We start from the raw sequence: 25,618 nt of genomic DNA, 5'->3' as shown, positions 1-25,618 counted from the left end.
CTCGGGCATCGCTGTGGCCGTGGCTCCCTCCGCAAGAGGGGGAAGAAAGTGAGCAAGTTCAACACCGCACGAGCACCCGCCGCGACCTCTCCGGTCCGCGGCGAGGCCACGCCGTCCACCGTCACGCACGAGGGTGGCGCCGGTTACGCGCGCGACACCAAGTCCGAGCTCTTCTTGCTCGCCGTCACCAACATGGTCGGCGAGCACGCCTTCTACGAGTCCGCGGACACGCGCGACACGCGCTACGCCGAGCTCGTCCGGAAGTCCACCTTGGACGATCCACAGTGGACCGTACGATTCCTGCGCTGGCTGCGCTCCGGCGCGAACCTGCGGACGGCGTCACTGGTCGGTGCCGCCGAGTTCGCCAAGGCGCGGCGGGACGCCGGTCTCGACGGGCTGAGCCGTCAGGTCGTCGCCGACGTGCTGCAGCGGGCCGACGAGCCCGGTGAGCTGCTCGCCTACTGGACTTCCGTGCACGGCCGGGCCGTGCCGAAGCCCGTCAAGCGCGGGATCGCCGATGCGGCGGTGCGGCTGTACGACGAGCGGTCCTTCGTCAAGTGGGACTCCGCCGCGCACGCCTTCCGGTTCGCCGACGTGCTCGAGCTGACCCACCCGGCCGGCGGGGGCGAGCTGTTCAAGCACATCCTCGACGAGCGGCACGACCGCGGCAACGCGATCCCGGACGCCCTCAGCACCCTGCGCGCCCGCGCGGAGCTCATGAGCCGGGACGTCGGCGACCGCCGGAAGCTCTTCGACCGGCCGGACGCCGCGGACGTGCTGCGGGCGGCGGGCATGACGTGGGAGTCCGTCGCCGGGTGGCTGCAGGGTCCCCTGGACGCGCGCGTCTGGGAGGCGCTGATCCCGTCGATGGGTTACATGGCCCTGTTGCGGAACCTCCGCAACTTCGACGAGGCCGGCGTCTCGGACACCGTCGCGCGGCAGGTCGCCGAGCGGCTCGCCGATCCGGCGCAGGTCGCGAAGTCGCGGCAGCTGCCCATGCGGTTCCTGTCGGCCTACCGCGCGGCGCCGTCGCTGCGGTGGGCGTGGGCGCTGGAGCAGGCGATCGCGCACGCGCTGGCCAACGTGCCGTCGCTGGCCGGGCGGACGCTGATCCTCGTCGACACGTCGGCGTCGATGAACGACCGCTTCGGCAAGGACGGCAGCCTGATGCGGTGGGACGCGGCCGCGGTGTTCGGCCTCGCGCTCGGACGGCGCTGCGCGAAGGCCGACGTCGTGTCGTTCTCGGACGGCTGCTGGGGCCGGGGCACCAAGGTGTTCAAGGTCCGCCGGGGCGGCTCGCTGCTGAGCGACGTCGAGCGCTGGAAGTCCGGCGGGTACTTCATCGGCGGCGGCACCGACACGGCGGGCGCGGTAAAGAAGCACTTCGCGAACCACGACCGCGTCGTGATCCTCACCGACGAGCAGGCCTCGTACGGCGACGTCGGGCAGGCCCTGCCCGCACGCGTGCCGCTGTACACCTGGAACCTCGCCGGCTACCGGGCCGGGCACGCGCCGTCCGGCGGCGGGCACCGGCACACCTTCGGCGGCCTGACCGACCAGGGTTTCCGGATGATCCCGCTGCTCGAGCGGGGTCAGCGCGCAGACTGGCCGTTCTGAGAGACGCCGTGAAGGCCCCCGTGACGAGAGCATGGGGGCCTTCACGCTGTGTACGGACCGTCACAGGAATGACCGTGGACCACCCCCTAGCCCACGTCGTATAGTCCACGTGGAATAACCGACCTGGAGGGATCACTTGATGGCCGCGGCCAAGCTGACGCCACTCGGCATCGCCGTGCTGGAGCTGCTCCACGAGAAGCCCATGCACCCGTACGAGATGACGCAGGTGATGCGCGAGCGGTACGTCAGCACGCGGGTCAACGTGAAGGCCGGCTCGCTCTACCACACCGTGGAACGCCTGCACCGCAGCGGTTTCATCGAGATCGTCGACACGCAGCGGGACGGCCGGCGGCCCGAACGGACCGTCTACGGCATGACGCAGACCGGACTGGACGAGTTCAACCAGCGCGGCCGCGAACTGCTCGGTGACCTCGCCGAGGAGTTCCCCGCCTTCCTGTCCGGGCTCGCCGTGATCGACGAACTGGGGAAGGAAAGCTCGTTGATCGAGCTCGAACACCGGATCACGCGGTTGCGCGCCGCGGTGGCCGCCGACGAGGCGGTGCTGCAGCGGCTGGCCGAAGACGGGACGCCGCCGGTCTACTGGCTGGACTGGCGCTACCAGTGCGACCACCGGAAGTTCGAGCTCGGGTGGACCGAGCGGCTCCACGACGACCTGCGGTCCGGGCGGATCCCGTTCCAGGACGAGGGACAACCCAAGCTCACGCTCATCACCAAGGAAGACGACGATGAACGCAAGACAAGCTAATCCGTGGGCTGCGCTGGGCGCGCTGTGCCTCGGCTTCTTCATGATCCTGCTCGACACGACGATCGTGTCGATCGCGATCCCGACCATGCTGCGCGAGCTGGGCGCCGGGCTGAACTCGATCGTCTGGGTGATCAGCGTCTACCTGCTCACCTACGCCGTGCCGATGCTCTTCACCAGCCGGCTCGGTGACCGCTTCGGCCCGAAGCGCGTGTTCCTCGCCGGCCTGCTCGTGTTCACCGGCGCCTCGCTGTGGTGCGGCCTGTCCGGCAACGTCGAGATGCTCATCGCCGCGCGGGCCGTGCAGGGGCTCGGCGCCGCGCTGATGACGCCGCAGACGCTGGCGTTCATCACGCACCTGTTCCCGCCGGCCAAGCGCGGCCCGGCGATGGGCATGTGGGGTGGCGTCGCCGGGCTGGCGACGATCGCGGGCCCGCTGCTCGGCGGCGTGCTCGTCGACCACTTCGGCTGGGAGTGGATCTTCTTCGTCAACGTGCCGATCGGCGTGATCGCCGTCGTGCTGACCCTCTTCCTGGTGCCGGACTGGCAGCCGAAGCACTCGCACTCGTTCGACCTGCTGGGGATCGTGCTCTCGAGTGCCGCGCTGCTCTGCATCGTGTTCGGCGTCCAGAACGGCCAGCAGTACGACTGGGGCACGGTCTTCGGCGGGATCACCGTCTTCGAGATCATCGCCGCCGGCGTGCTGCTGCTGATCGCGTTCGTGGTGTGGCAGCGCTTCAACAAACGGGAGCCGCTGCTGCCGCTGCAGGTGTTCTCGAACCGGAACTTCTCGGCCGGGACGCTGACCGCGTCGACCGTCGGCTTCGCGATGACCGGCATGTTCCTGCCGCTGGTCATCTACATCCAGTCGGTGCTCGGGCTGAGCCCGACCATGGGCGGGCTGCTCACCGCGCCGATGTCGCTGCTGTCCGGGATCATCGCACCGTTCGTCGGGCGAGCGTCGGACAAGGTCAACGGCAAGTACCTGGTGATGTTCGGCCTGGCGGCACTCGCGGCCGGGCTCGGGATCATCGCGCTGCAGGCGACGCCGGACAGCAACCCGTGGACGTTCGTCCCGGCGCTGCTGGTGTGCGGGCTCGGCATCGGCTGCATCTTCTCGCCGATGAGCAACCTGACGATGGGCTCGGTCGAGCCGCGGCTCGCCGGGACCGCGTCCGGCATCTTCAACACCGCGCGCCAGGTGGGTGGCGTGCTCGGCAGTGCGGCGATCGGCGTGCTGCTGCAGGCGCGGATCAGCGCGTCCATCGCGGACGAGGCCACGAAGGCGGCTTCGCAGCTGCCGGAGCAGTACCGGGCGCCGTTCACCGAGGGGATCGCGCACGCGGCGGCGAGCACCGGGGAGTTCGGCTCGGCCGGCGGCCCGGCCCCGATGCCGGGCCTGCCCGCCGAGATCGCCGCGCAGGCGGGGAAGCTGGCGACCGAGGCAGTCCACAGTGGACTGACCGACGCCGCCCGGGTGACGATGCTGCTGCCGATGGGCGTGCTCCTGCTCGGCGTGATCTCGGCGGCGGTGATGCAGCGGGTCAAGCCGCGCTGGGAATCCCCGGCGCCGGTGCCCGAAGCGGCCACGGCCTGAACCGGGCAGGCCCCCGAATCCGGGTGTCGGGACCGGATCGGGGGCCTGCACGGACCGCGGGAGCGGTGGTCTAGCGGTGGCGGCGGTAGGACAGGCCGTACCCGTACGGGAACAGGCCCTGCTTGCCGTCACCGGCGTTGATCGGTTCCTGGGAAGAGCTCGTCGGCCAGGTGAAGCTCAGCTTGCCGGTCGGGTTGTAGTCGCCGTAGAGCACGTCCGCGACGCCGGCGCCTTCCGAGCCCGGCAGCCAGGCCGCCACCAGTCCCTTGACCGACGGCAGCTGCGCCGCGATGTCCAGCGGCCGCCCCGAGACGGTCACCACGACCAGGGGCACGCCCGAGGCCTTCAGCTTGCCGATGAGGGCGAGGTCTTCGGCGTCGAGGGCGAGTCCGCCCGGCCGGTCTCCCTGCCCTTCGGCGTACGGCGTTTCGCCCACCACGGCGACGGCGACCTGGTAGCCGGCGTCGATTCCGTTACCCGCACGGTCATAGGTCACCCCCGTGCCCTTCCCGGCACCGGCCTTGATGCCGTCGAGGATCGTCGTGCCCGGGATGACCCGCGCGCCGCTCTGGCCCTGCCAGGTCAGCGTCCAGCCGCCCGCCTGGTTGCCCATGTCGTCGGCGTTCTTCCCGGCCACGAAGATCTTGTTGTTCTGCTTCGCCAGTGGCAGCACGCCGTCGTTCTTCAGCAGCACCTGCGACTCGCGCACCGCCTGCCGCGCCACGGCGTGGTGTGCCGCGCTGCCGAAGTCCTTCTGCAGCGAGCGGTCGGTGTAGGGGTGCTCGAACAGGCCCAGTTCGAACTTCTTCGTGAGGATCCGCCGGTTGGCGTCGTCGATGCGGGCCATCGGGATGTGTCCGTTGAGGACTTCGGCCTTGAGCGTGCTGACGAACTTCAGGTAGTCGTTGGGGACCATGACCATGTCGATCCCGGCGTTGACGGCCTGCTTGACCTCGGCCGCGGTGAAGCCGGTCTGGCCGTCGATCTGGTCGATGCCGTTCCAGTCGGAGATCACGTACCCGGAGAAGCCCAGCTCGCCCTTGAGCAGGTCGGTGATCAGGAACTTGTTGCCGTGGTCCTTCACGCCGTTCCAGCTGTTGAAGCTGATCATCACCGAGCCGACGCCGTGGTTCACCGCGGCCTGGAACGGCGGCAAGTGGATCTTCCGCAGCTCGTCGAGGCTGATCTGGGTGTTGCCCTGGTCGACGCCGCCGGTGGTGCCGCCGTCGCCGATGAAGTGCTTGGCCGTGGCCAGGATCGACGCCGGGTCGCCGAGCGAGCGGCCCTGCAGGCCTTCGACGATGACGGAGTTCGCGACGGCGTTGTCGGGGACCTCGCCGAAGGACTCGTAGGTGCGGCCCCAGCGGTCGTCGCGGGCGACGCACAGGCAGGGCGCGAAGCCCCACTTGACGCCGGTGGCGGCGGCTTCGTCCGCGGTGATCGCGCCGATGTTCTCGACCAGCTGCGGGTCGTTCGCGGCCCCCAGGCCGATGTTGTGCGGGAAAACCGTGGCGCCGTAGACGTTGTTGTGGCCGTGCACGGTGTCAGAGCCGTAGATGATCGGGATGCCGAGGCCGGTCGACGTCGCCGCCTTCTGGTAGGCGTCGATCATGTCCGCCCACGCTTGCGGGGTGTTCGGGGCCGGCGTCGAACCGCCGCCGGAGAGGATGGAGCCGAGCCGGGCGGCGGCGGACTGGGCGGGGGTCGCGGCGCCGCGCTCGCCCTCGGTCATCTGCCCGACCTTGTCGTCGAGCGTCATCCGGGCCATCAGGTCCGTGACGCGGTCGGCCACCGAGGCACGCGGGTTCTTGTAGAGCGGCGTCGCGGAGGCGGACGCCATCGGGACGAGAGCCGTGCCCGCGAGGAGCAGACCGGCGAGAACAGTGGTTCGCAGCGATCTTCTGGTGCGGAGGAGCGGCATGTGGTCTCTCCGTGACGATCCGTCGATCTATAAGTTGCGAGCCACAACAAAATAGCTCTCCCCGAGAGTGACGCCGGTCACAATTCGGTCACGGCCGCCTGGTCAAGTAAGTTTCAGTCGTGCAGTTCGTCCTCGCCTCCCAGTCCCCCGCCCGGCTCGCCCTCCTGCGTTCCGCGGGCCTCGATCCCGCCGTGTTCGTCTCCGGCGTCGACGAGGACGCGGTCGCCGCTTCCCTGCCCGATCCGTCCCCTTCCGAGCTGGTCATGGCCCTCGCCGCGGCCAAGGCCGAAGCGGTCATCGACCAGGTCGCCGCGGCCCATCCGGACGCCGTCGTCGTCGCCTGCGATTCGATGCTTTCGATCCACGGGCAGATGGTCGGCAAGCCGGGCTCACCGGACGTTGCCCGCAGCCGCTGGGCCGCGATGGCGGGAACATCCGGCGAACTCCTCACCGGTCATGCGGTCGTCCGGCTCGACGGCGGGAGGCGCGCGAAGGAGACCGCGGGCTGGGAATCGACCACCGTCCGGTTCAGCACGCCGAGCGAGCACGAGATCGACGCCTACGTCGCCAGCGGCGAGCCGCTCAACGTCGCCGGCGGCTTCACGATCGACGGCCTGGGCGGCTGGTTCGTCGAAGGGCTCGACGGCGGCCACACGAGCGTCATCGGCATCAGCCTGCCGCTGACGCGCCGGCTGCTGGCCGAGGTCGGCGTCAGTGTCGTGGATCTCTGGCGGCCTCCCGCATCCTGAGAAGGGCGCCACACCAACGGGTGATCCGGAAGAGTCCTCTCTTGCCTAACGTTCTCTTCACGAGGCAAGACAGGAAACTTTCGAGCACCGGAGTCGCCCCGTGTCTTTCGTACGGACATACACCAAGCCGCGGGTGTTCGCGGCCGCGGTTCTCGGCTCGCTCGTCGTCGGCGCCCTCCTCGGCGTCGTCGCGCGGCAGACCGAGGCCGGCTGGCTGACCGATCTCCTCGACCAGATCGGCACCATCTTCACGACGCTGCTGCAGATCGCGGTGATCCCGCTGGTCTTCACGGCGATCGTGGTCGGCATCAACAGCCTCCGGGGCCTCGGCGGCGGCCGCACCGCCGCGCGCCTCGGCGGCAAGACCGTGCTGTGGTTCGCCATCACGTCGTTCATCGCGTCGCTGATCGGCATCGCGGTCGGCCGGATCTTCAACCCGGGCGCCGGCGGGCTCGGCGGCGTCGAAGCGACCGCCAAGAACGCCGACAAGGCGGCCAAGAGCGTCGACCACTGGGGCTCGTGGGACGCCTTCGTCAACGGGCTGCTGCCGGAGAACTTCGTGAAAGCGTTCTCCGACGGCGAGACGCTGCAGGTGCTGTTCCTGGCGTTGATCATCGGTGCCGCGGCCTACAGCCTGGGTGAGAAGGCGAAGCCGTTCGTGGACTTCACGACGAGCGTGTTCGAGATCATCCAGCGCTACCTGGGCTGGATCGTCCGGCTCGCCCCGATCGGCATCATCGGCCTGATCGGCGCGGCGGTGTCGAACTACGGCGACGCGCTGTTCCGGCCGCTGTTCTCCACCACGCTCGCGGTGTACGTCGGCTGCCTGCTCGTGCTGTTCGTCGTCTACCCGATCCTGCTGCAGTTCGTGGCGAAGGTCAGCCCGCTGAAGTTCTTCGCGAAGGCGGGCACGGCGATCCAGTTCGCGTTCGCCTCGCAGTCTTCGGCCGCGACGCTGCCGCTGACCCGCCAGTCCGCGGTGAACCTCGGCGTCCAGCCGGCGTACGCGGCCTTCGCGACCCCGCTGGGCAGCGCGACCAAGATGGACGGCTGCGCGGCCGTGTTCCCGGCGATCGCGGCGATCTTCGTCGCCAACCTGGCCGGGGTGTCGCTGAACTTCTGGCAGTACGTGGGCATCGTCGTGGTCGCCGTGGTCGGCGCACTGGCGACCGCCGGGACCACGGGCTGGCTGACGGCCTTCACCCTGACGACGTCCTTCATCGGCTTGGACGCCAAGCAGGTGGCGCTGGGCCTGGCGCTGATCTACTCCGTCAACCCGATCATGGACATGATGCGCACGGCGACGAACGTGGCCGGCCAGATCGTCGTCCCGACGATCGTGGCGCGCAGCGAAGGCCTCCTCGACGACGAGGTCCTCAACGCCCCGACGGACAACCCGCTGCACACCGACGACGGCTCGACGGCCCGCCACACGGAACCCGCCCCCGCCTGACGCAGGAGTCCGCGAAGGCCGTCTCGAGTGTTCGAGGCGGCCTCCACGGCGTTCAGGACGGGCAGGTGCGGAGGTCGGCGTGGGTCAGGCGGATATCCGGCCAGCCGCGCAGGTCCGACGGCGACGTCACCCGCCGCGTGCAGCCCACCGACCGGCCCGCCAGGTCGTACACCTCGCCCAGCACCGGCGCCGCCGTGCACTTCGGGGTGCCGGCCGCGGAGTCCGGGCAGTCGTGGCGGACCACGATCACGTCCGGGCTGGCGTCGGCCGTGACGTCGTAGAGCGACAGCGTCCCGGCGTCCGCGTAGAACGGCTTGCCCGGGTCGCGCCACACTCCCCCGCTGCCGACGAGCAGCTCGCCGTACGCGGCCGTCCCGTCGTCGCCGACGTCGCCGCGGACCAGGCACGCCGGGGCCGGGCCGTCGATGCAGCGCAGCGAGTTCTGGTCCAGCCGCACGCCCAGCTGCGCGATCGACAGCTCGAACACCGTGCCCGGCTCGGGTCCGACGCGCAGGCGGGCCGAACCGCCCGTGGTGTCGGTCAGCAGCACCACCGGGGTGCCCCCGACCGTCACCGCCGCGAGCTGGCGGCACGGACCGCCGCCGCAGGTCACCAGGGGCTTCACCGGTGCGGCGGCGGGTTCGGCCAGTCCGGGGGCCGCCTCGGGCCGCGGCCGCAGCAGGAACACGGCGCCGATCGCGCCGACCGTGACCACCGCGGCCAGCACCGCGGTGAGCAGCGCCGACCGGGGCGTCCGCGCTGCCGTAGTCCGCATAAGACAGAGCGTAAGCCGCTTCGCGACTGTGCGTCGGAAGCGCCCCGGCGCGATGTGGTGGGTTCAACCCGACGGGGTCACGAGTAGCGGAACGTGTCCGTCTATGTTGTCCGGGTGACGAACCCGAACCTGCCTCCCGCCTTGTACCTCCCGACCGGCCCGGCCAGCGCCGAGACCGAAGGCGCGTCGATCGAGCTGCGCCGCACGCCGGACGGCCGCACCGCGCTGGTCGCCTTCACCGCGCTGGACCGGCTGATCGACTGCTGCGGCGAGCACCAGCCGTGGGCGCTGGTGAACACCGAGCACCTGGCGAAGGTGCACGCCGCGAACCCGTACGACGTGATCGTGCTCGACTCGCCGCTGCCGCAGGAGCTCCGCCACCACGTCTGAGCGTGGTTCACCTCTCACTCAAGAGACTCCCGACCGCATATCCGTAGACTTCCCTGATGCCGCGTGGGCGGTCAGCAATGCAGCTGTCGGACGCAGGAGGTGCGGGGTGGCCGAGCAGGTCGGCGAATCCACGGGTGGTCCGGTGACCAAGATCCTGGTCGCCAACCGTGGCGAAATCGCGGTACGCGTCATCAGAGCCGCGAAGGACGCTGGCCTGGCCAGTGTCGCGGTGTACGCCGATCCGGACCGCGACGCGCCACACGTCCGGCTGGCCGACGAAGCCTTCGCGCTCGGCGGCACCACGGCGGCCGAGAGCTACCTCAACTTCGACAAGCTCCTGGACGCCGCCAAGCGTTCGGGCGCCGATTCGGTGCACCCGGGTTACGGCTTCCTCTCCGAAAACGCGGACTTCGCCCAGGCCGTCCTCGACGCCGGGCTGACCTGGATCGGGCCGAGCCCGCAGGCCATCCGCGACCTCGGCGACAAGGTCACCGCCCGCCACATCGCCACGCGCGCGGGCGCGCCGCTGGTGCCGGGCACGAAGGAGCCGGCCAAGGACGCCGCCGAGATCGTCGCGTTCGCCGACGAACACGGCCTGCCGGTGGCCATCAAGGCCGCGTTCGGCGGTGGCGGCCGCGGCCTGAAGGTCGCGCGCACCCGCGAAGAGATCCCCGAGCTGTTCGAGTCGGCCACGCGTGAGGCGGTCGCCGCGTTCGGCCGCGGCGAGTGCTTCGTCGAGCGGTACCTGGACAAGCCGCGGCACGTCGAGGCGCAGGTGCTGGCCGACATGCACGGCAACGCGATCGTCGTCGGCACCCGCGACTGCTCGCTGCAGCGCCGGCACCAGAAGCTCGTCGAGGAGGCGCCCGCGCCGTACCTGAGCGACGAGCAGCGCAAGCGCATCCACGAATCCGCGAAGGCGATCTGCAAGGAAGCCGGGTACTACGGCGCCGGCACGGTCGAGTACCTCGTCGCCGTCGACGGCACGATCTCCTTCCTCGAGGTCAACACCCGGCTGCAGGTCGAGCACCCGGTGTCGGAGGAGACGACCGGGCTCGACCTGGTGCGCGAGATGTTCCGGATCGCGCGCGGCGAGAAGCTGCGGATCACCGAGGACCCCGAGCCGCGCGGCCACTCGATCGAGTTCCGCATCAACGGCGAGGACGCCGGCCGCGGCTTCCTGCCCGCGCCGGGCACGGTGACGAAGTTCGTCGCGCCGAGCGGCCCGGGCGTGCGCGTCGACTCCGGCGTCGAAGCCGGCAGCGTCGTCGGCGGGCAGTTCGACTCGATGCTGGCCAAGCTGATCGTCACCGGCTCGGACCGGAACAACGCCCTGGAGCGCAGCCGCCGCGCGCTCGACGAGATGGTCGTCGAAGGCATGGCGACGGTCCTGCCCTTCGACCGCGTGATCGTGAACGACCCGGCGTTCATCGGCGACGAGAACGGCTTCAGCGTGCACACGCGCTGGATCGAGACGGAGTTCGACAACCAGATCGAGCCGTTCGTGGCGCCGGACGTCGAAGCCGCCGAAGAGGAGCCGCGGCAGAACGTCGTGGTCGAGGTCGGCGGGCGGCGGCTCGAAGTGTCGCTGCCGGGCGGGTTCGCGCTCGAAGGCGGCGGCGGGGGCGGCACCGGTGTCAAGGCGAAGCCGCGCAAGCGTGCCGGCGGCGGCAAGGCCGCGGTGAGCGGCGACGCCGTCACCGCACCGATGCAGGGCACGATCGTGAAGGTGGCCGTCGAAGAGGGCCAGACGGTCGAAGCCGGTGAGCTGATCGTCGTCCTCGAGGCGATGAAGATGGAGAACCCGGTCACCGCACACAAAGCGGGCACCGTCACCGGGCTTTCGGTCGAGGTCGGCGCCGCCGTGACGCAGGGCACGCAGCTTCTCGAGCTCAAGTAGCGCGGTTCGTTACAGATGTCGTGGTGGGCCGCCCCCGGGGCGGCCTACCATCGACTACGTGACCGAAGTCCCGTCTCCGCAGCTGCGGATCAGCGACCAGAACCGTGAGTCCGCGCTGTCCGCGCTCGGGGAGCACATGAGCGCGGGCCGGATCGACATCGACGAGTACGGCGAACGCTCGGCCCGGATCACCGCGGCCAAGACGCGCGGCGAACTCGTCGAGATCTTCACCGACCTGCCCGCACCGCATCCGCGCTACGACGACGCCCCACCGGCCGTCGCCGCACCCGAACCGCCCAAGGAACCCGTGCCGGCGCCACCGCGTTCGCCCGACGGCTGGAACGGCGGGCAGCGGTTCGTCGCCGCGTTCCTCCCGCTGGTCTGGATCGCGACGATCGCGCTGATCGCCACCGGCGTCGTGCACGGCACGCTCATCCTCATCCCGATCGGGCTGAGCGTCTTCGGGCGGGCGATGTGGGGCCACGGGCACGACCACCACGACCGCCGGGACCGGCACCTGCGCGACCGGGAGCGCCGCCGCGAACTGCGCGACTCCTACCGTGATCGCCGGCGCGAGATGGGCCGCTGATCCCGCCGTGGGCGACATGCGGTTGAGCGACGAGGAACGCCAGGACGCCCTGGACGTCCTCGAAGAACACGTCCGCACCGGCCGGCTCGACATCGACGAGTACGGGACCAGGTCCGCGAAGGTCACGGCGGCAAGGCGGGTCAGCGAGCTCGTGCCGCTCTTCGACGACCTCCCGTCGCCGCGCCCGAGCGCGTTGCTGAACGGGGTTTCCGCGCCCGGAGTTCCGGTCGCGTCGTCGGAGGACAGCGCCCTGGCGCGGTTCCTGACGGCGGGCGCGGTGCCGATCGCGATCGTCCTGGCGATCGCGGTGCTGATCCTTTCCCGCGGGCGGCTGCTGATCATTTCGGTGGCGCTGCCGCTGGTCGTCGCGATGATCGCCGGGGCGCGCCGCCGCCGTTCCTGATTGCTCCCTTTGCCGGGCAACCTGCTCCCGCGTTCCGACGTGGTGATCACGCAGGTCGGGGGACAAGGGAGGATCCATGAACAAGATGTGGGCGCGATCGGGGGTGCTCGCCACCGTGGCGATCGCCGTCGCGGCTTTGGCGGCGGGCCCGGCGCAGGCCGCGACGGGCCGACTGGGCTGGCAGGCGACGCTGCTGCCGTTGCCCGCTGGAGCCGACCCGGCGGGGCGCGGATTTCTGAACGCTTCGGACGGCCGCGGCGAGTACGCGGGGTCGTTCATCGTAGGCGACAAGCTGCAGGTGGTGAGCTGGCGCGGCGGCAAGCCGGTGCTGCGCGGGACGCCGGCGGGCTTCGAGTGGGCGAGGGTCGTCGGGGAGGACAGAGCGGGGCGGATCTACGGCGAGGCGCTCGACTACGACACCGACGTCAACCGGACCTTCACCCTCGACGCCACCGGCTTCCACCTGTGGGCGCCCCCGCCGGGCTATGGCGACTTCGGGATCTGCGCGGTCAACCGGCACGGCGACGCACTGGGCACCCTGCCCACCGGTACCCCGGCGACGTACGTGCCGGCCGTCTGGCCCGCTGGGGCGGCTGCCCCCACGGTCCTGGCCTACCCGGCAGGCGCGGACTCCGTGACCGACATCGACGACGACGGCGCGATCCTGTTCAGCGGGTTCGACCGTGACATCGTCTTGAAGGACGGGGTGAGCAGGCCGCTGGCCGACATCGCCGGCTTCTCGAACCCGCACGGATCGGCGATCCGCAACGGCGTCGTGGTCGGGTTCGCGTCGAACGGCAACGCGTCGCAGGCGATCCGCTGGACGACGCCGGAGACACCGGTCGCGCTGACCGGCGGCGACTACGCGGGCGACCTGAACGCGCGCGGCCTGACGGTCGGCGAAGCCCCGATCCCGGGTTCGTTCCGCGGCAAGCCGACGGCGTGGCGCGGAACGACCCCGGCCGGCGAGCTGAAGCAGCCGGGCACGTACACGGGCTACGCAGCAGGCCACGTCACCGACGACGGAGTGTTCGCGGGGTGGGCGTCGAACGGCCCGCTCGACGAGGGCGGAGTGCCGGTGATCTGGCGCTTCACCCCGTGACCCCGCCTTGATCGCCAGGCCGGGGGCGGTGTGCTCCCGGCCTGGCTAGGCTGGGTGGAGTGGAACCGGTGGAGATCAACGCGGGCACGTACTACCTGCGTCAGCTGCGCGCCGATCGCCACATCGACGACCGCCCGTCGTTGATGGAGGCGTTCGCCGATCCGACGCACCGCAAGTACGTGCTGAACTACCGGCTGCGCACGCTGGACGAGGCCACGGAGTACGTGGCCCTGCGCGCGGCCCAGTGGGCCGGCGACGAGCGCTGTTCCTGGGCGATCGCGGAGCCGACCTCGGGCCGGCTCCTGGGCGAAGTGGGGTTGCGCGAGCTGAACCTGGACGCCTCCTACGCGGAGGCGACGGTCTGGGTCCACCCGGCGGAGCGGGGCAAGGGAATCGCGACGACGGCGTTGAACGCGGCGCTGCGGTTCGGCTTCGGCGGGTTGGGGCTGACCGAGGTGAGTTACCGGTACGAGGAGAGCAACGCGCCCTCGGCGATCGTGGCGGAACGCTGCGGGTTCACGCTGGTCGGCCCGGAGGCGGAGCGAGCGCCGACGGGCGAGCGCCTGATCCGCTGGCACCGGACGTCCTGACCGGCGCCTATACCGAGTACGCCCCCGCGGCCAGGTCGTCGACGAGAGCCGGCCCGCTGGGCGTCCAGCCGAGCAGCTTCTGCGTGGCCGTGCTGGTCGCGGCCAGGTCCATGGCGAAGAAGGCGCCGATCCAGCCGAAGTGGGCCGGGACGTCGCCGTCGGGGATCGAGGCGACGGGCAGGTCGAACGCGCGGCCGATCGCCTCGGCGATTTCGCGGGTCGGCACGCCTTCTTCGGCGACGGCGTGCAGGCGGGTGCCGGCCGGTGCGTTCTCGAGGCCGAGGGTGACCATCCGGGCGGCGTCGGTGCGGTGCACGGCGGCCCAGCGGTGGGTGCCGTCGCCGGGGTAGCCGGAGACACCCTTCTCGCGGGCGATCGCGGCGAGGATGGCGATGAACCCGTGGTCGCCGGTGCCGTGGACGCTCGGCGCGAAGCGCAGGCTCACGCTGCGCACCCCGTGGTCGACGAACTCGAGCGCAAGGTTCTCGCTCCCGCCTCGCGGCGAGTCGGCGCCGTGGAACGGGGAGGCGTCGTCCTCGGTGGCGGGCCGGCCCTGGGTGAGGACGGCGATGCCGGAGGCGAGCAGGAACGGGCGGCCGGTGCCCGCGAGCGTGTCGCCGATGGTCTGGACGGCGGCGCGCTCGGCCGCGTTCGAGACGGCCGGGTTGAGGAAGTCGTGCTTGTTCGCGAGGTGGATGACGGCGTCGGCGTCCTTGGCGCCGGCGCGGAGGCCGTCCAGGTCGTCCAGGTCACCGCGGCGAACGTGGGCGCCCTTCGCCGCCACCGCGGCGGCGGACGCGTCGGACCTGGCCAGCCCGGTGACTTCGTGGCCGGCGCCGAGCAGGTCGGTGACGACGGCCGAGCCGATCCAGCCGGATGCTCCGGTGACGAAAACGTGCATGAGTGCTCTCCTCCGACGGCTCCGCGAGGGGCGAAGCGAGTGATGTCTGCGACTGACGTCAGCCACAGACATCACCGTACCCTTCAAGTCAGCCGCTGTCATCACTACACTCGACCGCATGGTGCGCTGGGAACCGGGAGCTGCCGAGCGGCTTCAGAAAGCCGCTCTCGAGTTGTTCGCCACGCGCGGGTTCGAGCAGACGACCGCCACGGAGATCGCCGAGTCCGTCGGCTTGACCGAGCGCACCTTCTTCCGCCACTTCAGCGACAAGCGCGAGGTGCTCTTCCACGGGCAGCAGCTGCTGGCGGAAGCGTTCCTCGCCGGTGTCGACGCGGCGCCACCGGAGGCGTCCCCGATCGAGGTCGTCGCCTCCGCGCTGCGGTCCGCGACGTCCTTCTTCCCGGCCGAGCGTCGCGCCCACTCCCGGCTCCGGCAATCGATCATCGACCAGAACCCGGCGCTGCAGGAACGCGAGCGGCACAAGCTCGCCAGCATCGCCACCACGGTCGCCGGCGCCCTGCGCCGCCGAGGCGTCGACGAGGTGGCCGCGACCCTGGCCGCCGAGTCGGGCGCCACCGTGTTCGCGATCGCGTTCACGCAGTGGATCCGCGAGGACGAGCAGCGGTCACTCGCCGACATCGCCGCGGAGGTGCTGCGCGAACTGCTGAGCTTGACCGCGACGGCGTCGGCGAAGATCGCGCGATGACGGGGTTCTCTCGCGGGATCACCCCGGTCGCCCGGAGGGCGACCCCGCGCCGGACCTCAGCTCACCGGCTCCACGATGCCCGCCCGGGCCTCCGGGGCCGCTGACCGCAACGCGTCCGCCGCTTCGTCGCTCGGCTGGGACTGGGACTTGCGCTCCGCCTCCACCCGGGCCCGGTAGACCTCGATTTCGTGCTTCACCGTTTCGGGCGACCAGCCCAGGACCTCACCCACCAGGGCGGCCACCTGCTCGGCGCAGTCCACTCCCCGGTGCGCGTACTCGATCGAGATGCGCGTCCGGCGGGCCAGGACGTCCTCCAGGTGCAACGCCCCCTCGTGCGAAGCCGCGTACACCACTTCGACGCCCAGGTAGTCCGGGGCGTGCTCGATCGGCTTCAGCAGCTCCGGGCGGCCCTCCGCCGAGGCCAGGACCTCGTGGACCAGCGAGCCGTAGCGGTCCAGGAGGTGCCTCACCCGGTAGGGGTGCAGGCCGTGCTCCGCCGCCAGGTGATCGGCCTGGTTGACCAGCGCGTGGTAGCCGTCCGCACCGATGAGGGGGACCTTGTCCGTGATCGAGGGCTGGGACCGGCCCGGCAGGTCCACCGCCGCCGCGTCGACCGCGTCCGCCGCCATCACGCGGTACGTCGTGTACTTGCCGCCCGCGATCGCCACCAGGCCCGGGGCCACCCTCGCCACCGCGTGCTCACGCGAAAGCTTCGAGGTCTCTTCGCTCTCCCCCGCCAGCAGCGGGCGAAGGCCCGCGTACACGCCTTCGATGTCGTCGTGGGTCAGCGGTGTCGCCAGGACCGTGTTGACGTGCTCGAGGATGTAGTCGATGTCGTGCTTCGTCGCCGCCGGGTGGGCCAGGTCGAGCTCCCAGTCGGTGTCCGTCGTCCCGACGATCCAGTGGTTGCGCCACGGGATGACGAACAGCACCGACTTCTCGGTGCGCAGGATCATCCCCGACTCCGAGACGATCCGGTCGCGCGGGACGACGATGTGCACGCCCTTGCTCGCGCGCACCCGGAACCGGCCGCGGCCGCCCGACAGGCGCTGCAGCTCGTCGGTCCAGACGCCGGTGCAGTTGATCACCGCGGCCGCCGAAATCTCCGTCTCGCGGCCGTCCTCGACGTCGCGCACGCGCACGCCCGACACGCGGTCGGCTTCGCGCAGGAAGCCGACGACCTGGGTCGACGTCCGCACGACCGCGCCGTAGTGCGCCGCCGTCCGCGCCACGGTCATCGTGTGGCGGGCGTCGTCGGACTGCGCGTCGTAGTAGCGGATCCCGCCGATCAGGGCCGACCGCTTGAGCGCCGGCACCATCCGCAGCGCGCCCGCGCGGGTCAGGTGCTTCTGGCCCGGGACGCTGCGGGCGCCGCCCATCGTGTCGTACATCAGCAGGCCCGCCGCGGTGTACGGCCGCTCCCAGACGCGGTGCGTCAGCGGGTACAGGAAGCTGACCGGCTTCACCAGGTGGGGCGCGATGGTCGTCAGCATCAGCTCGCGCTCGCGCAGCGCCTCCCGGACCAGCCCGAATTCGAGCTGCTCGAGGTACCGCAGGCCGCCGTGGAAGAGCTTGCTCGACCGGCTCGACGTCCCGGACGCGAGGTCGCGGGCCTCGACGAGGGCGACCCGCAGGCCGCGCGTCGCGGCGTCCAGCGCCGTGCCCGCCCCGACCACGCCGCCGCCGATCACGACGACGTCGAACGTCTCCTTGCCGAGCCGCTGCCAAGTCGCTTCCCGCTTGACCGGGCCCAGTCGAGCCGGGTTCGTCTCCGCTGCGTGCTGCGCCACGTGACATTCCTCCTCGTGCCGGCGAGGCTTCCAGCATCGCACGACCCGGTGATCATCCGCCCGTCCACGGATGACACTTGTGGCGTAACCCTCCGCGATCTTGACCGCGATCTTGAAAGAATTCTGCTGCCCGGTGCTTGGAAGAAGCTTCTACGCCCCGGTAGCGTCGCGCGGACGTGGGTCGGCAACGGTGCCGTGGCACGCCGTGATCGACCCTGCGCAGAGTGTCCAGTGTGGAGGTGCAGCGGTGAGTGCTGGAGCGATAATCGTCTGGGAGCTGCTGGGAACAGCGGCCCTGATCCTGCTCGGCAACGGTGTGGTCGCGAACCACGTCCTCCGTAAGACCAACGGCAACAACGGCGGCATGCTGTTCATCAACTTCGGCTGGGCCTTCGCCGTCTTCACGGGCGCCAGCATCGCCGCGCCCAGTGGCGCGCACCTCAACCCGGCGGTGACGCTGGGCCTCGCCATCGCCGACAAGACCCCGTGGGCCGACGTCCCCTTCTACTTCATCGGCCAGTTCGCCGGCGCCATCATCGGCGCCATGCTCTGCTGGGCCACCTACAAGCTGCAGTTCGACGACCACCCCGAGCCGGAGAACACCCTCGGCATCTTCTCCACCGGCCCGCAGATCCCGAACACCGTGTGGAACCTCGTCACCGAGGTCATCGGCACCTTCGTGCTGGTCGCGTGGATCCTGCTCAGCCCGACCTACGCCGCCGGCGACAGCGGGACGCCGAACTTCGGCAACTCCGCGCTGGGCTACGCGGGTGTCTCGTTCGTCGTCCTCGTCATCGGTACCTCCCTCGGTGGCCCGACGGGGTACGCCATCAACCCGGCGCGTGACCTCGGCCCCCGGATCGCATACGCGTTCCTGATGCCGATCCGGAACAAGGCGAACGCCAACTGGGGCTACTCGTGGATCCCCGTCGTCGGCCCCCTGGTCGGCGGCGCCCTCGCCGCCCTGCTCTACCTCGTCGTCCACAACCTGACCTGATCGCCTCCTCCGACGCCGATTTCCGGGAGCACAAATGACTTCGTACGTAGCCGCGATCGACCAGGGCACCACCTCCACCCGGTGCATGATCTTCAACCACGAGGGCCGGGTCGTCTCGGTCGACCAGCGCGAGCACGAGCAGATCTTCCCCCGCGCCGGCTGGGTCGAGCACAACGCGGAAGAGATCTGGGAGAACACCCGCCGCGTCGCCGCGGGCGCGCTGGCCAAGGCCGACCTCACCGCCAAGGACATCGCCGCCGTCGGCATCACCAACCAGCGCGAAACCGCGCTCGTCTGGGACAAGACCACCGGCCGGCCGGTGTACAACGCGATCGTCTGGCAGGACACCCGCACCGACAAGATCGTCACCGAGCTCGGCAACCTCGGCGGCGGCCAGGAGCGCTACCGCGACAAGGTCGGCCTCCCGCTCGCGACCTACTTCTCCGGCCCCAAGGTCAAGTGGATCCTGGACAACGTCGAGGGCGCGCGCGAGAAGGCCGAGGCCGGTGACCTGATCTTCGGCAACATGGACACCTGGGTGCTGTGGAACATGACCGGCGGGACCGACGGCGGCGTGCACGTCACCGACCCGACCAACGCCTCCCGCACCATGCTGATGGACCTCGACACACTGCAGTGGGACGCCGAGATCGCCGGCGAGATGGGCATCCCCCTTTCGATGCTGCCGGAGATCCGCTCCTCGTCCGAGGAGTACGGCAAGGTCCGCGAGAAGGGCGCGCTGGCCGGCGTCCCGATCGCGGGCATCCTGGGCGACCAGCAGGCCGCGACGTTCGGCCAGGCCTGCCTCTCGCCCGGCGAGGCCAAGAACACCTACGGCACCGGCAACTTCATGCTGCTCAACACCGGCACCGAGAAGGTGATGTCGGAGAACGGGCTGCTCACCACGGTCTGCTACAAGATCGGCTCGAACGACACGATCTACGCGCTGGAAGGCTCCATCGCCGTCACCGGCTCGCTGGTGCAGTGGCTGCGCGACAACCTCGGCATGATCGCGACCGCGGCCGAGATCGAGGAGCACGCGCGCAGCGTCGAGGACAACGGCGGCGCGTACTTCGTCCCGGCGTTCTCGGGTCTGTTCGCTCCTTACTGGCGATCCGACGCTCGCGGCGCGATCGTCGGGCTCACCCGGTTCGTCAACAAGGGACACCTCGCCCGCGCGGTGCTGGAGGCGACCGCCTTCCAGTCGCGCGAGGTCATCGACGCGATGAACGCCGACTCCGGAGTCCCGCTGAAGTCGCTCAAGGTCGACGGCGGCATGGTCGTCAACGAGCTGCTCATGCAGTTCCAGGCCGACATCCTCGGCGTGCCGGTGATCCGCCCGGTGGTCAACGAGACCACCGCGCTGGGTGCCGCGTACGCCGCCGGCCTCGCCGTCGGGTTCTGGAAGTCCGAAGACGACATCCGCACCAACTGGGCCCAGGACAAGCAGTGGGACCCGGGCATGGACGACGCCCGCCGCGAGCGCGAGTACCGCAACTGGAAGAAGGCCGTCACCAAGACCTTCGACTGGGTCTCCGAAGAGGACTGACCGGCGAGGGCCGGGGGTGCCGCCTCACGGCGCTCCCGGCCCGCCCCTTCACACCTCCCAGCCTTCCGGCTCGCCGGACTGCTCGTTCGGGGCGATCACGATGAACGGCACGCCCTGGTCGTCGGTGACCCGCACCTGCCGCCCGTACGGCGAGTCCCACGGTTTACCGTCGACCGTGCCGCCGAGCTCGGCCACCTTGGCCGCGCTCGCGTCGGCGTCCGCCACCCAGAAGTACGCCGCCCAGTACGACGGCACCTCCGGGGGCACCGAGGCGGGCATCGCGCCGAGGCCGCCGACCGGGCGCCCGTCGATGAGCACCACCGCGTACGTGAAGTCGTCGCCCGAGATGTCCTGGAAGCCGAAGCCGAAGATCTCTTCGTAGAACGGCTTCGCCGCCGGGTAGTCCCGGCTCATGCAGTCGTTCCAGGCCAGGGTGCCCGGGGCCGACGTGACCTGCGTGCCGATGTGGTTTCCGGCCTCCCAGAGGCCGAAGACCGCGCCCGCCGGATCGGCCGCGACGGCCATCCGGCCCTCCTTCGTCACCTCCATCACTGGCACGACGATCTGCCCGCCCGCCTCGGTGATGGCCGCGGCCGTCCGGTCCACATCGGACACCGCGAGGTAGGTCGTCCAGGCCGCGGGGATGTCCTGGCCCGGCGGGGTCTGGCCGATGCCGGCGACCGGGCGTCCCCGCAGCTCCGCCATGCCGTAGAAACCGGTCTCCTCACCACCCCGATGCACGTCCCAGCCGAACAGGCTGCTGTAGAAGGCGATCGCCTTCGCCTGATCGGGCACCATCAGGTCCACCCAGCCGGGCGTACCGTCGGGCCATCTTTCGTCCCGGAACACCATGCCGACTCCCAACCCTCGTCTGTGCCGCCGCTGGTGACGACCGGGACAGTCTGGCACCGGGCACCGACAAAAACCGAAAATCAGGCCTGGACCAGGCGGGCGTAGACGACGATGTTGTCGACGTAGTTGTGCGCGTTCCGGTCGAAGACGCCCCCGCAGGTGATCAGCCGCAGCTCGGGACCGGCCGTGTCGTCGTAGACGCCTTCGCCCTCGAAGTCCTTCTTCGGTACCTGGTGCACCTTCGTCACCTCGAACACCACCGTGGTGCCGTCCTTGCGGGCGATCGAGACCCGGTCGCCGGGAGCCAGCTCCTTGAGCCGGAAGAAGATGCCCTTCTGGTGGTTGCCGTCGACGTGCCCGAGGACGACGGCCGGGCCGGTCTCGCCCGGCGTCGGCGCGTAGGTGTACCAGCCGGCCTGCAGCGGCGTGGTCACCGGCGGCACCTCGACGGTGTTGTCGGGGTTGAGGCCGAGCGGGACCAGCGACGAGTGCGCCCCGATCTTCGGGATGTCGAGCGAGACGGGCTCGGACCGGGGCAGCGTCGCGGCGGCGTCCTCGCTGCGCACCTGGGGCGCCGGGACGACCGCGACCGGCTGGGCGGGCGGCGGCTGCGCGGTGTCCGGACCGGGGCCACCGCCGAGCGTCACCGCCAGCACGGCCACCGTGGCCGCCAAGACCACGACGAGGGCGATCAGGAAGCCCCGCCGGTGGCCCGTGGTCTTCGTGCTCATGCTCTCTCCCCCCTTCGCTCGCCGGTCACACGTCCGGGTGGCCCCGCGCGGTCGAGCCGGGCCCGCGGTCAGCGCCGCCAGAACCGCCGGGCCAGCACGAGCCCGCCACCGCCGACGGCCAGCACGCCCATGGCGCCCGCGGCGGCGAGCGGTCCGTGATCGGCCGGTCCGCCCCCGGTCTGCGGCGCTCCCGACGGTACCTTCGCCACCTGACGGCGGTCACCCAGGACGGTGAACTTCGTGGTCAGCTGGGCGCCTCCGCAGGAGAACGACACCTGGTACACGCCGGGCTTCGCGGGCTGGACGGTCGCCGACGCGGCCGCGGCGGGCGCCTTGGCCGGATCGTTCTGCGGGCCGACGCGCCGGAGCGCACCGATCTGCAGGACCGGGGACGCGAGGTCGCGGGTGCTCGCGGCTTCGCACCCGAGCCGGATCTCCACCTTCGCGCCCGCGCGGGCCGCGGTCGGCATGACGCGGAAGTAGGCCTTCGGGTTCCCCGCGTGTTCGGCCGGCGTCGCGGCGAAAGTCGCCGGGGCCGCGAGCAGCAATCCACCGGAAACGGCGGCGACAGCCAGTACCTTTTTCGTTTCCATCCCTTTTCCCTCCCCCGGAAGTTCTGTTTCGAAAGACGCTCTACCTGCGGAGAGGTTGCCTCGGGCCCAGAAAAAACCACCCCGGAGCGCGGCTCCGGGGTGGTCGTGGGCGGTTTCGGGAAATCAGCCGGCCATGCTGCCGTCGCCCGCCTTCGCGGCGCCGGACGGCACCTTCGCGACCTGCGAGGCCGGCACCGTGAACTGCGTGGTGTAGGTCTGGCCGCCGCAGGTCACGGTCAGCGGGTACGTCCCCGCCGGGGTGCCGGGCTTGAGCTCGGCGTCGGCGCTGATGTTCGCGTCGGCGCCCATGAACGGGCCGGGGGTGTAGTTGGTGAAGGTCAGCGCCGGCGAGGAGAACGCCGGAGAAGGGCCTTCGCACTTCGCCAGCGCGACGTTCGGCGCGTCGCGGACGTACTTGTCCACCAGCGACTGGTTGATCGCGGTGTTCACGTTGAGCTGCACCATGCCCGCGGCGGTCTTCGGCGCCGGGCTCGTGCTCGGCGCCGCGCCGGTGCTCTGCGCCATCGCCGACCCCGTCAGCGTCGTCGCCCCGATCACCGCTGCCGCAACGAAAACCACCGTCTTGCGCACGTTCGCACCCTTCGCGTCCTTCAGTCTTACAACCGACAAGACGCGATGGGTGCGCCCGGGTTGCGTGCCGGATCAGTCGAGATCGTCGTGGCGCATGAGCTGGCGGCCGGCCTCGGTGATCGAGCCCGAGAGCGACGGGTACACCGAAAATGTCAGTGCCAGGTGGTCCACTGTGAGCTGGTTCTGGACGGCGAGCGCGATGGGAAGGATGAGCTCGCTCGCCTGCGGCGCCACGACGACACCACCGACGACCACGCCGGTGGCGGGGCGGCAGAACAGCTTCACGAAGCCTCGGCGGAGGCCCTCCATCTTCGCGCGCGCGTTGGTGGCCAGGGGCAGCATGATGGTGCGCGCGGGCACCTCGCCGGAGTCGATCGCCTGCTGGCTGATGCCGACGGTGGCGATCTCCGGGTGGGTGAACACGTTGGCGGCGACGGTCTTGAGCTTGATCGGCGCGACGCCTTCGCCCAGCGCGTGCCACATCGCGATGCGGCCCTGCATGCTCGCCACCGAGGCGAGCATGAGCACGCCGGTGCAGTCGCCGGCGGCGTAGATCCCGGGAACGGAGGTGCGCGAAACGCGGTCGACGGTGATGAACCCGCCGGGGCCGGGCGAGATGCCGACCTTGTCGAGGCCGATGTCCTTGGTGTTGGGGACCGAACCGACGGTCATCAGCGCGTGGCTGGCTTCGATCACGCGGCCGTCGGCGAGGTGGATCTCGACACCCTTTTCGGTGCGCTCGACGCGGTCGGCGCGCGCCTGCTTCGCGACGGTCGTGCCGCGCTGCGAGAAGACCTCCTCGAGCACCGCGGCGGCGTCGGCGTCTTCGTGCGGGAGGACGCGGTCGCGGCTGGAGACGACGGTGACCTTGACGCCCATCTCGGTGTAGGCGGAGGCGAACTCGGCGCCGGTGACGCCCGAGCCGATCACGGCGAGGTGCTCCGGCAGCTCCTGGAGCTCGTAGAGCTGGCGCCAGTCGAGGATGCGCTCGCCGTCCGGCACGGCGCCGGGCAGGACGCGCGGGGTGGCGCCGGTGGCGATGAGGACGACGTCGGCGGGCAGTTTCTCGGTGCCGTCCTTCGTCGTGACGGCGACCTTGTGCGTCGCCAGGCCGGGCTCTTCGTCGCAGAACCGGGCCTCGCCGGCGATGACGCGGACGCCTTCGCGCTGGACGCGGGCGCGGATGTCGGCGGACTGGGCGAGCGCGAGACCCTTCACCCGGCCGTGGACCGTCGGGAGATCGATCCTCGTGTCGGCCATGTCGGTGTTGATGCCGAGCTCGCCGAGGTCGTGCATCTTCGCCAGGGCGCCGGAGCTCGCGATGAACGTCTTCGAAGGGACGCAGTCGTAGAGGACGCAGGCGCCACCCAGGCCGTCCCGCTCGACGATCGTGACGTCGGCCCCGTGCTGGGCTGCGACCAGCGCGGCTTCGTAGCCGGCCGGGCCACCGCCCATGATCACGATCCTGGTCACCTGGGTCCTCCTAAGGCAGTCCGTGCGGTGCTCTCACCGTACGCGGCGAAGGTGACCGGACACTGAAGTGGGCGAACACGGCGAGTGCGTCCACTCGGGTCAGGGAGGTGTCGCTACGCTGTCGGCGTGCCGTTGTATGCCGCGTACGGATCGAACATGGAGCCCGCCCAGATGCTGGAGCGCGCGCCGCACTCTCCGATGGCCGGCACCGGCTGGCTGGAGGGGTGGCGCCTGACCTTCGGCGGCGAGGACCTCGGCTGGGAAGGTGCCCTGGCCACGATCGTCGAGGACCCGGGGTCACGGGTGTTCGTCGTCCTCTACGACGTGACCCCGCTGGACGAGACCGGGCTGGACCGCTGGGAAGGCGGCGAGCTCGGGATCCACTCGAAGATCCGCCTCCGCGTCCAGACGATGGACGGCTCGGTCCTGGCCTGGCTGTACGTCCTGGACGCCTACGAAGGCGGCCTCCCGTCCGCCCGCTACCTGGGCGTCCTGGCCGACGCCGCCGAGGCGGCCGGCGCCCCAGCCGACTACGTCGGCGACCTCCGAACCCGCCCCTGCTCCGGCATAACCGGCTAATGCCCCTCCAATCACGCGAGATGCCCTTCTGATCACGCGAGATGCCCTTCCAGTCACGCGAGATGCCTCGAACGTAACCTGAAGGCATCCCGCAGCTCGGCGAGGACGCGGCCGGGGTCGCGAAGGTCGGCCGCCGTCGCGCGGATGGTGACCCACCCTCGCCCCGCCATCCGGGCATCCCGCTCCGCGTCACGCTCGTGCCGCTCCTCGTGCGCGGCGAAGCCGTCGTACTCGAGCGCGATCCGCAGCCCGGGCCAGGCGATGTCGAGGACGTAGAGCCGGCGACCGTCGACGCCGGTGATCTCGAACTGCACCTCTGGAACCGGGAAGCCGGCCTCGACCACGAGCAGCCTGAGGATGCTCTCCGGGGGCGATTCGGCCTTCCCGGTCGCCAAGGCCAGCAGCATCTGCCCCCTGTGGATACCTCGCCGGTTCCGGCGGTCGACAAGGCGGTCTCGGACGTTCTCCCGCAGGGTCCGGCAGTGGGCCGGTGGAAGCCCCGCCATGGCCTGGTCGACCGCCGCGAAGGCGGTCCGCTCGTCGCCGTCGCAGAGATAGTCGGCCAGGGCGAGATCGAGGGAGAAGACCGGAAGACCCTCCAGTTCGATCACGTCGGACGGCTCGTATTCGGCCCGGTGCACGACCAGGCCGGGCTTCGAACGGGCCCGCTTCGACGGGGGTACGGACAGGTGGACCACCGTGTCCGCGACAGCCGAAATCCCATGCAGCGCAAGAGAAGTCGCGCCAGACAAGGCCGCAGGCCGGCCGACGTGGATCAACGCCGCCTGGGCCAGCGTCAACAGGTTCAGCGAATCAGCGGCGTGGATGAGCACCCCGCGCCAGGGCTGCGCGAGGATGCCCGTCGCCAGCCCTTCGAGCACCGCCCGGCGTCCCAAGATCCGATCAGCCTCGGCCCGCGAAACCGCCCCATGTCGCCCTCCCCAATCGATCACGTAATCGAGGATCGGCCCTTCCCTCGACGAAGGGAAGGGCCGATTTCGCGATCT

General features: G+C 70.6%; 25 protein-coding genes. 15 read left to right on the top strand and 10 right to left on the bottom strand.

All coding sequences use genetic code 11. The annotated features are described in order from the left end of the window. Nucleotides 1-48 precede the first annotated feature (48 nt). From AB0F52_RS19990 to AB0F52_RS19980, 3 genes are all read left to right on the top strand, one after another. Nucleotides 49-1,617 carry a TROVE domain-containing protein gene (locus AB0F52_RS19990; RefSeq protein ID WP_360172698.1) on the top strand — a complete coding sequence of 523 codons (1,569 nt, stop codon included), beginning with the start codon at nt 49-51 and terminating at the stop codon, nt 1,615-1,617. A gap of 139 nt (nt 1,618-1,756) precedes the next feature. Beyond that, nucleotides 1,757-2,383, top strand: coding sequence for a PadR family transcriptional regulator (locus tag AB0F52_RS19985; RefSeq protein WP_360172695.1), 627 nt, complete (start codon nt 1,757-1,759; stop codon nt 2,381-2,383). Further along, nucleotides 2,364-3,977 carry a DHA2 family efflux MFS transporter permease subunit gene (locus AB0F52_RS19980; RefSeq protein WP_360172692.1) on the top strand — a complete coding sequence of 538 codons (1,614 nt, stop codon included), beginning with the start codon at nt 2,364-2,366 and terminating at the stop codon, nt 3,975-3,977. The genes AB0F52_RS19985 and AB0F52_RS19980 overlap by 20 nt, the downstream gene beginning before the upstream one ends. A gap of 70 nt (nt 3,978-4,047) precedes the next feature. On the opposite strand, the gene AB0F52_RS19975 is transcribed toward AB0F52_RS19980, so the two are convergent. Beyond that, nucleotides 4,048-5,898 carry a glycoside hydrolase family 3 N-terminal domain-containing protein gene (locus AB0F52_RS19975; protein WP_360172689.1) on the bottom strand — a complete coding sequence of 617 codons (1,851 nt, stop codon included), beginning with the start codon at nt 5,896-5,898 and terminating at the stop codon, nt 4,048-4,050. Between the two features lie 119 nt (nt 5,899-6,017). Between AB0F52_RS19975 and AB0F52_RS19970 the strand changes: the two genes are divergently transcribed. After that, nucleotides 6,018-6,647 (top strand): nucleoside triphosphate pyrophosphatase, encoded by a 630-nt coding sequence (locus tag AB0F52_RS19970; RefSeq protein ID WP_360172686.1) that lies wholly within the window; start codon nt 6,018-6,020, stop codon nt 6,645-6,647. A 100-nt stretch (nt 6,648-6,747) separates the two neighbouring features. Next, nucleotides 6,748-8,100, top strand: coding sequence for a dicarboxylate/amino acid:cation symporter (locus AB0F52_RS19965; protein WP_360172683.1), 1,353 nt, complete (start codon nt 6,748-6,750; stop codon nt 8,098-8,100). Nucleotides 8,101-8,152: 52 nt separating this feature from the next. On the opposite strand, the gene AB0F52_RS19960 is transcribed toward AB0F52_RS19965, so the two are convergent. After that, complete coding sequence (locus AB0F52_RS19960) at nt 8,153-8,875, bottom strand: hypothetical protein (protein WP_360172680.1); 723 nt, start codon at nt 8,873-8,875, stop codon at nt 8,153-8,155. 114 nt (nt 8,876-8,989) lie between these two features. Here AB0F52_RS19960 and AB0F52_RS19955 point away from each other — a divergent pair, with 114 nt between their 5' ends. From AB0F52_RS19955 to AB0F52_RS19930, 6 genes are all read left to right on the top strand, one after another. After that, complete coding sequence (locus tag AB0F52_RS19955; protein WP_199191507.1) at nt 8,990-9,265, top strand: SAV_915 family protein; 276 nt, start codon at nt 8,990-8,992, stop codon at nt 9,263-9,265. Nucleotides 9,266-9,371: 106 nt separating this feature from the next. Continuing rightward, nucleotides 9,372-11,165 carry an acetyl/propionyl/methylcrotonyl-CoA carboxylase subunit alpha gene (locus AB0F52_RS19950; protein WP_360172676.1) on the top strand — a complete coding sequence of 598 codons (1,794 nt, stop codon included), beginning with the start codon at nt 9,372-9,374 and terminating at the stop codon, nt 11,163-11,165. A gap of 58 nt (nt 11,166-11,223) precedes the next feature. After that, complete coding sequence (locus AB0F52_RS19945; protein WP_360172673.1) at nt 11,224-11,754, top strand: DUF1707 domain-containing protein; 531 nt, start codon at nt 11,224-11,226, stop codon at nt 11,752-11,754. Nucleotides 11,755-11,761: 7 nt separating this feature from the next. After that, on the top strand, nt 11,762-12,157 hold the full coding sequence (locus AB0F52_RS19940) for a DUF1707 domain-containing protein (protein ID WP_103341015.1): 396 nt from the start codon (nt 11,762-11,764) through the stop codon (nt 12,155-12,157). Nucleotides 12,158-12,233: 76 nt separating this feature from the next. Continuing rightward, on the top strand, nt 12,234-13,259 hold the full coding sequence (locus AB0F52_RS19935; protein ID WP_360172669.1) for a hypothetical protein: 1,026 nt from the start codon (nt 12,234-12,236) through the stop codon (nt 13,257-13,259). 59 nt (nt 13,260-13,318) lie between these two features. Continuing rightward, nucleotides 13,319-13,849: a GNAT family N-acetyltransferase gene (locus AB0F52_RS19930; RefSeq protein ID WP_360172666.1), complete on the top strand. Its 531-nt coding sequence runs from the start codon at nt 13,319-13,321 to the stop codon at nt 13,847-13,849. Nucleotides 13,850-13,856: 7 nt separating this feature from the next. Here the strand turns inward: AB0F52_RS19930 and AB0F52_RS19925 are convergent, their stop codons facing one another. Then, complete coding sequence (locus AB0F52_RS19925) at nt 13,857-14,750, bottom strand: SDR family oxidoreductase (protein ID WP_360172663.1); 894 nt, start codon at nt 14,748-14,750, stop codon at nt 13,857-13,859. Nucleotides 14,751-14,868: 118 nt separating this feature from the next. On the opposite strand from AB0F52_RS19925, the gene AB0F52_RS19920 reads away from it, so the two are divergent. Continuing rightward, entirely contained in the window at nt 14,869-15,456 is a 588-nt protein-coding gene (locus tag AB0F52_RS19920; protein WP_360172660.1) for a TetR family transcriptional regulator, read from the top strand. 56 nt (nt 15,457-15,512) lie between these two features. Here AB0F52_RS19920 and AB0F52_RS19915 read toward each other — a convergent pair whose 3' ends face one another. Next, nucleotides 15,513-17,246, bottom strand: coding sequence for a glycerol-3-phosphate dehydrogenase/oxidase (locus AB0F52_RS19915; protein ID WP_360172657.1), 1,734 nt, complete (start codon nt 17,244-17,246; stop codon nt 15,513-15,515). A 247-nt stretch (nt 17,247-17,493) separates the two neighbouring features. Between AB0F52_RS19915 and AB0F52_RS19910 the strand changes: the two genes are divergently transcribed. Together AB0F52_RS19910 and glpK are read left to right on the top strand one after the other, a co-directional pair. Further along, a complete protein-coding gene (locus AB0F52_RS19910) occupies nt 17,494-18,243 on the top strand; it encodes an MIP/aquaporin family protein (RefSeq protein WP_360172654.1) in 750 nt (249 codons plus the stop codon). A 34-nt stretch (nt 18,244-18,277) separates the two neighbouring features. Next, the gene (glpK, locus tag AB0F52_RS19905; protein WP_360172651.1) at nt 18,278-19,792 is read left to right on the top strand and encodes a glycerol kinase GlpK; all 1,515 of its coding nucleotides are present in this window, start codon (nt 18,278-18,280) and stop codon (nt 19,790-19,792) included. A 48-nt stretch (nt 19,793-19,840) separates the two neighbouring features. Here the strand turns inward: glpK and AB0F52_RS19900 are convergent, their stop codons facing one another. The 5 genes from AB0F52_RS19900 to AB0F52_RS19880 form a co-directional block, all read right to left on the bottom strand. Continuing rightward, nucleotides 19,841-20,644, bottom strand: a complete 804-nt coding sequence (locus AB0F52_RS19900) for a VOC family protein (protein WP_360172648.1) — start codon at nt 20,642-20,644, stop codon at nt 19,841-19,843. Between the two features lie 80 nt (nt 20,645-20,724). Then, complete coding sequence (locus AB0F52_RS19895; RefSeq protein ID WP_360172645.1) at nt 20,725-21,375, bottom strand: class F sortase; 651 nt, start codon at nt 21,373-21,375, stop codon at nt 20,725-20,727. Between the two features lie 68 nt (nt 21,376-21,443). Continuing rightward, nucleotides 21,444-21,968 (bottom strand): hypothetical protein, encoded by a 525-nt coding sequence (locus AB0F52_RS19890; protein WP_360172642.1) that lies wholly within the window; start codon nt 21,966-21,968, stop codon nt 21,444-21,446. 123 nt (nt 21,969-22,091) lie between these two features. After that, on the bottom strand, nt 22,092-22,559 hold the full coding sequence (locus tag AB0F52_RS19885; RefSeq protein WP_360172639.1) for a hypothetical protein: 468 nt from the start codon (nt 22,557-22,559) through the stop codon (nt 22,092-22,094). A 72-nt stretch (nt 22,560-22,631) separates the two neighbouring features. Beyond that, entirely contained in the window at nt 22,632-24,032 is a 1,401-nt protein-coding gene (locus AB0F52_RS19880) for an NAD(P)H-quinone dehydrogenase (protein WP_103341005.1), read from the bottom strand. A 126-nt stretch (nt 24,033-24,158) separates the two neighbouring features. On the opposite strand from AB0F52_RS19880, the gene AB0F52_RS19875 reads away from it, so the two are divergent. Then, nucleotides 24,159-24,611, top strand: a complete 453-nt coding sequence (locus AB0F52_RS19875) for a gamma-glutamylcyclotransferase (protein ID WP_199199331.1) — start codon at nt 24,159-24,161, stop codon at nt 24,609-24,611. 53 nt (nt 24,612-24,664) lie between these two features. On the opposite strand, the gene AB0F52_RS19870 is transcribed toward AB0F52_RS19875, so the two are convergent. Beyond that, nucleotides 24,665-25,507, bottom strand: a complete 843-nt coding sequence (locus AB0F52_RS19870; protein WP_360173216.1) for a DUF559 domain-containing protein — start codon at nt 25,505-25,507, stop codon at nt 24,665-24,667. Between the last annotated feature and the right edge of the window lie 111 nt (nt 25,508-25,618).

Source organism: Amycolatopsis sp. NPDC024027, assembly GCF_040638975.1.
Classification (GTDB): domain Bacteria; phylum Actinomycetota; class Actinomycetes; order Mycobacteriales; family Pseudonocardiaceae; genus Amycolatopsis.
The sequence above is the reverse complement of the archived record's forward strand: the minus strand, read 5'-3'. Positions and strand labels throughout refer to the sequence as shown.

Bases quoted from the DNA above. Each gene is read 5' to 3' on its own strand.
- AB0F52_RS19985 (WP_360172695.1), top strand. From the start codon at position 1,757: ATGGCCGCGGCCAAGCTGACGCCACTCGGCATCGCCGTGCTGGAGCTG.
- AB0F52_RS19920 (WP_360172660.1), top strand. From the start codon at position 14,869: ATGGTGCGCTGGGAACCGGGAGCTGCCGAGCGGCTTCAGAAAGCCGCT.
- AB0F52_RS19900 (WP_360172648.1), bottom strand. From the start codon at position 20,644: ATGGTGTTCCGGGACGAAAGATGGCCCGACGGTACGCCCGGCTGGGTG.
- AB0F52_RS19975 (WP_360172689.1), bottom strand. From the start codon at position 5,898: ATGCCGCTCCTCCGCACCAGAAGATCGCTGCGAACCACTGTTCTCGCC.
- AB0F52_RS19960 (WP_360172680.1), bottom strand. From the start codon at position 8,875: ATGCGGACTACGGCAGCGCGGACGCCCCGGTCGGCGCTGCTCACCGCG.
- AB0F52_RS19895 (WP_360172645.1), bottom strand. From the start codon at position 21,375: ATGAGCACGAAGACCACGGGCCACCGGCGGGGCTTCCTGATCGCCCTC.
- AB0F52_RS19980 (WP_360172692.1), top strand. From the start codon at position 2,364: ATGAACGCAAGACAAGCTAATCCGTGGGCTGCGCTGGGCGCGCTGTGC.
- AB0F52_RS19925 (WP_360172663.1), bottom strand. From the start codon at position 14,750: ATGCACGTTTTCGTCACCGGAGCATCCGGCTGGATCGGCTCGGCCGTC.
- glpK (WP_360172651.1), top strand. From the start codon at position 18,278: ATGACTTCGTACGTAGCCGCGATCGACCAGGGCACCACCTCCACCCGG.
- AB0F52_RS19890 (WP_360172642.1), bottom strand. From the start codon at position 21,968: ATGGAAACGAAAAAGGTACTGGCTGTCGCCGCCGTTTCCGGTGGATTG.
- AB0F52_RS19935 (WP_360172669.1), top strand. From the start codon at position 12,234: ATGAACAAGATGTGGGCGCGATCGGGGGTGCTCGCCACCGTGGCGATC.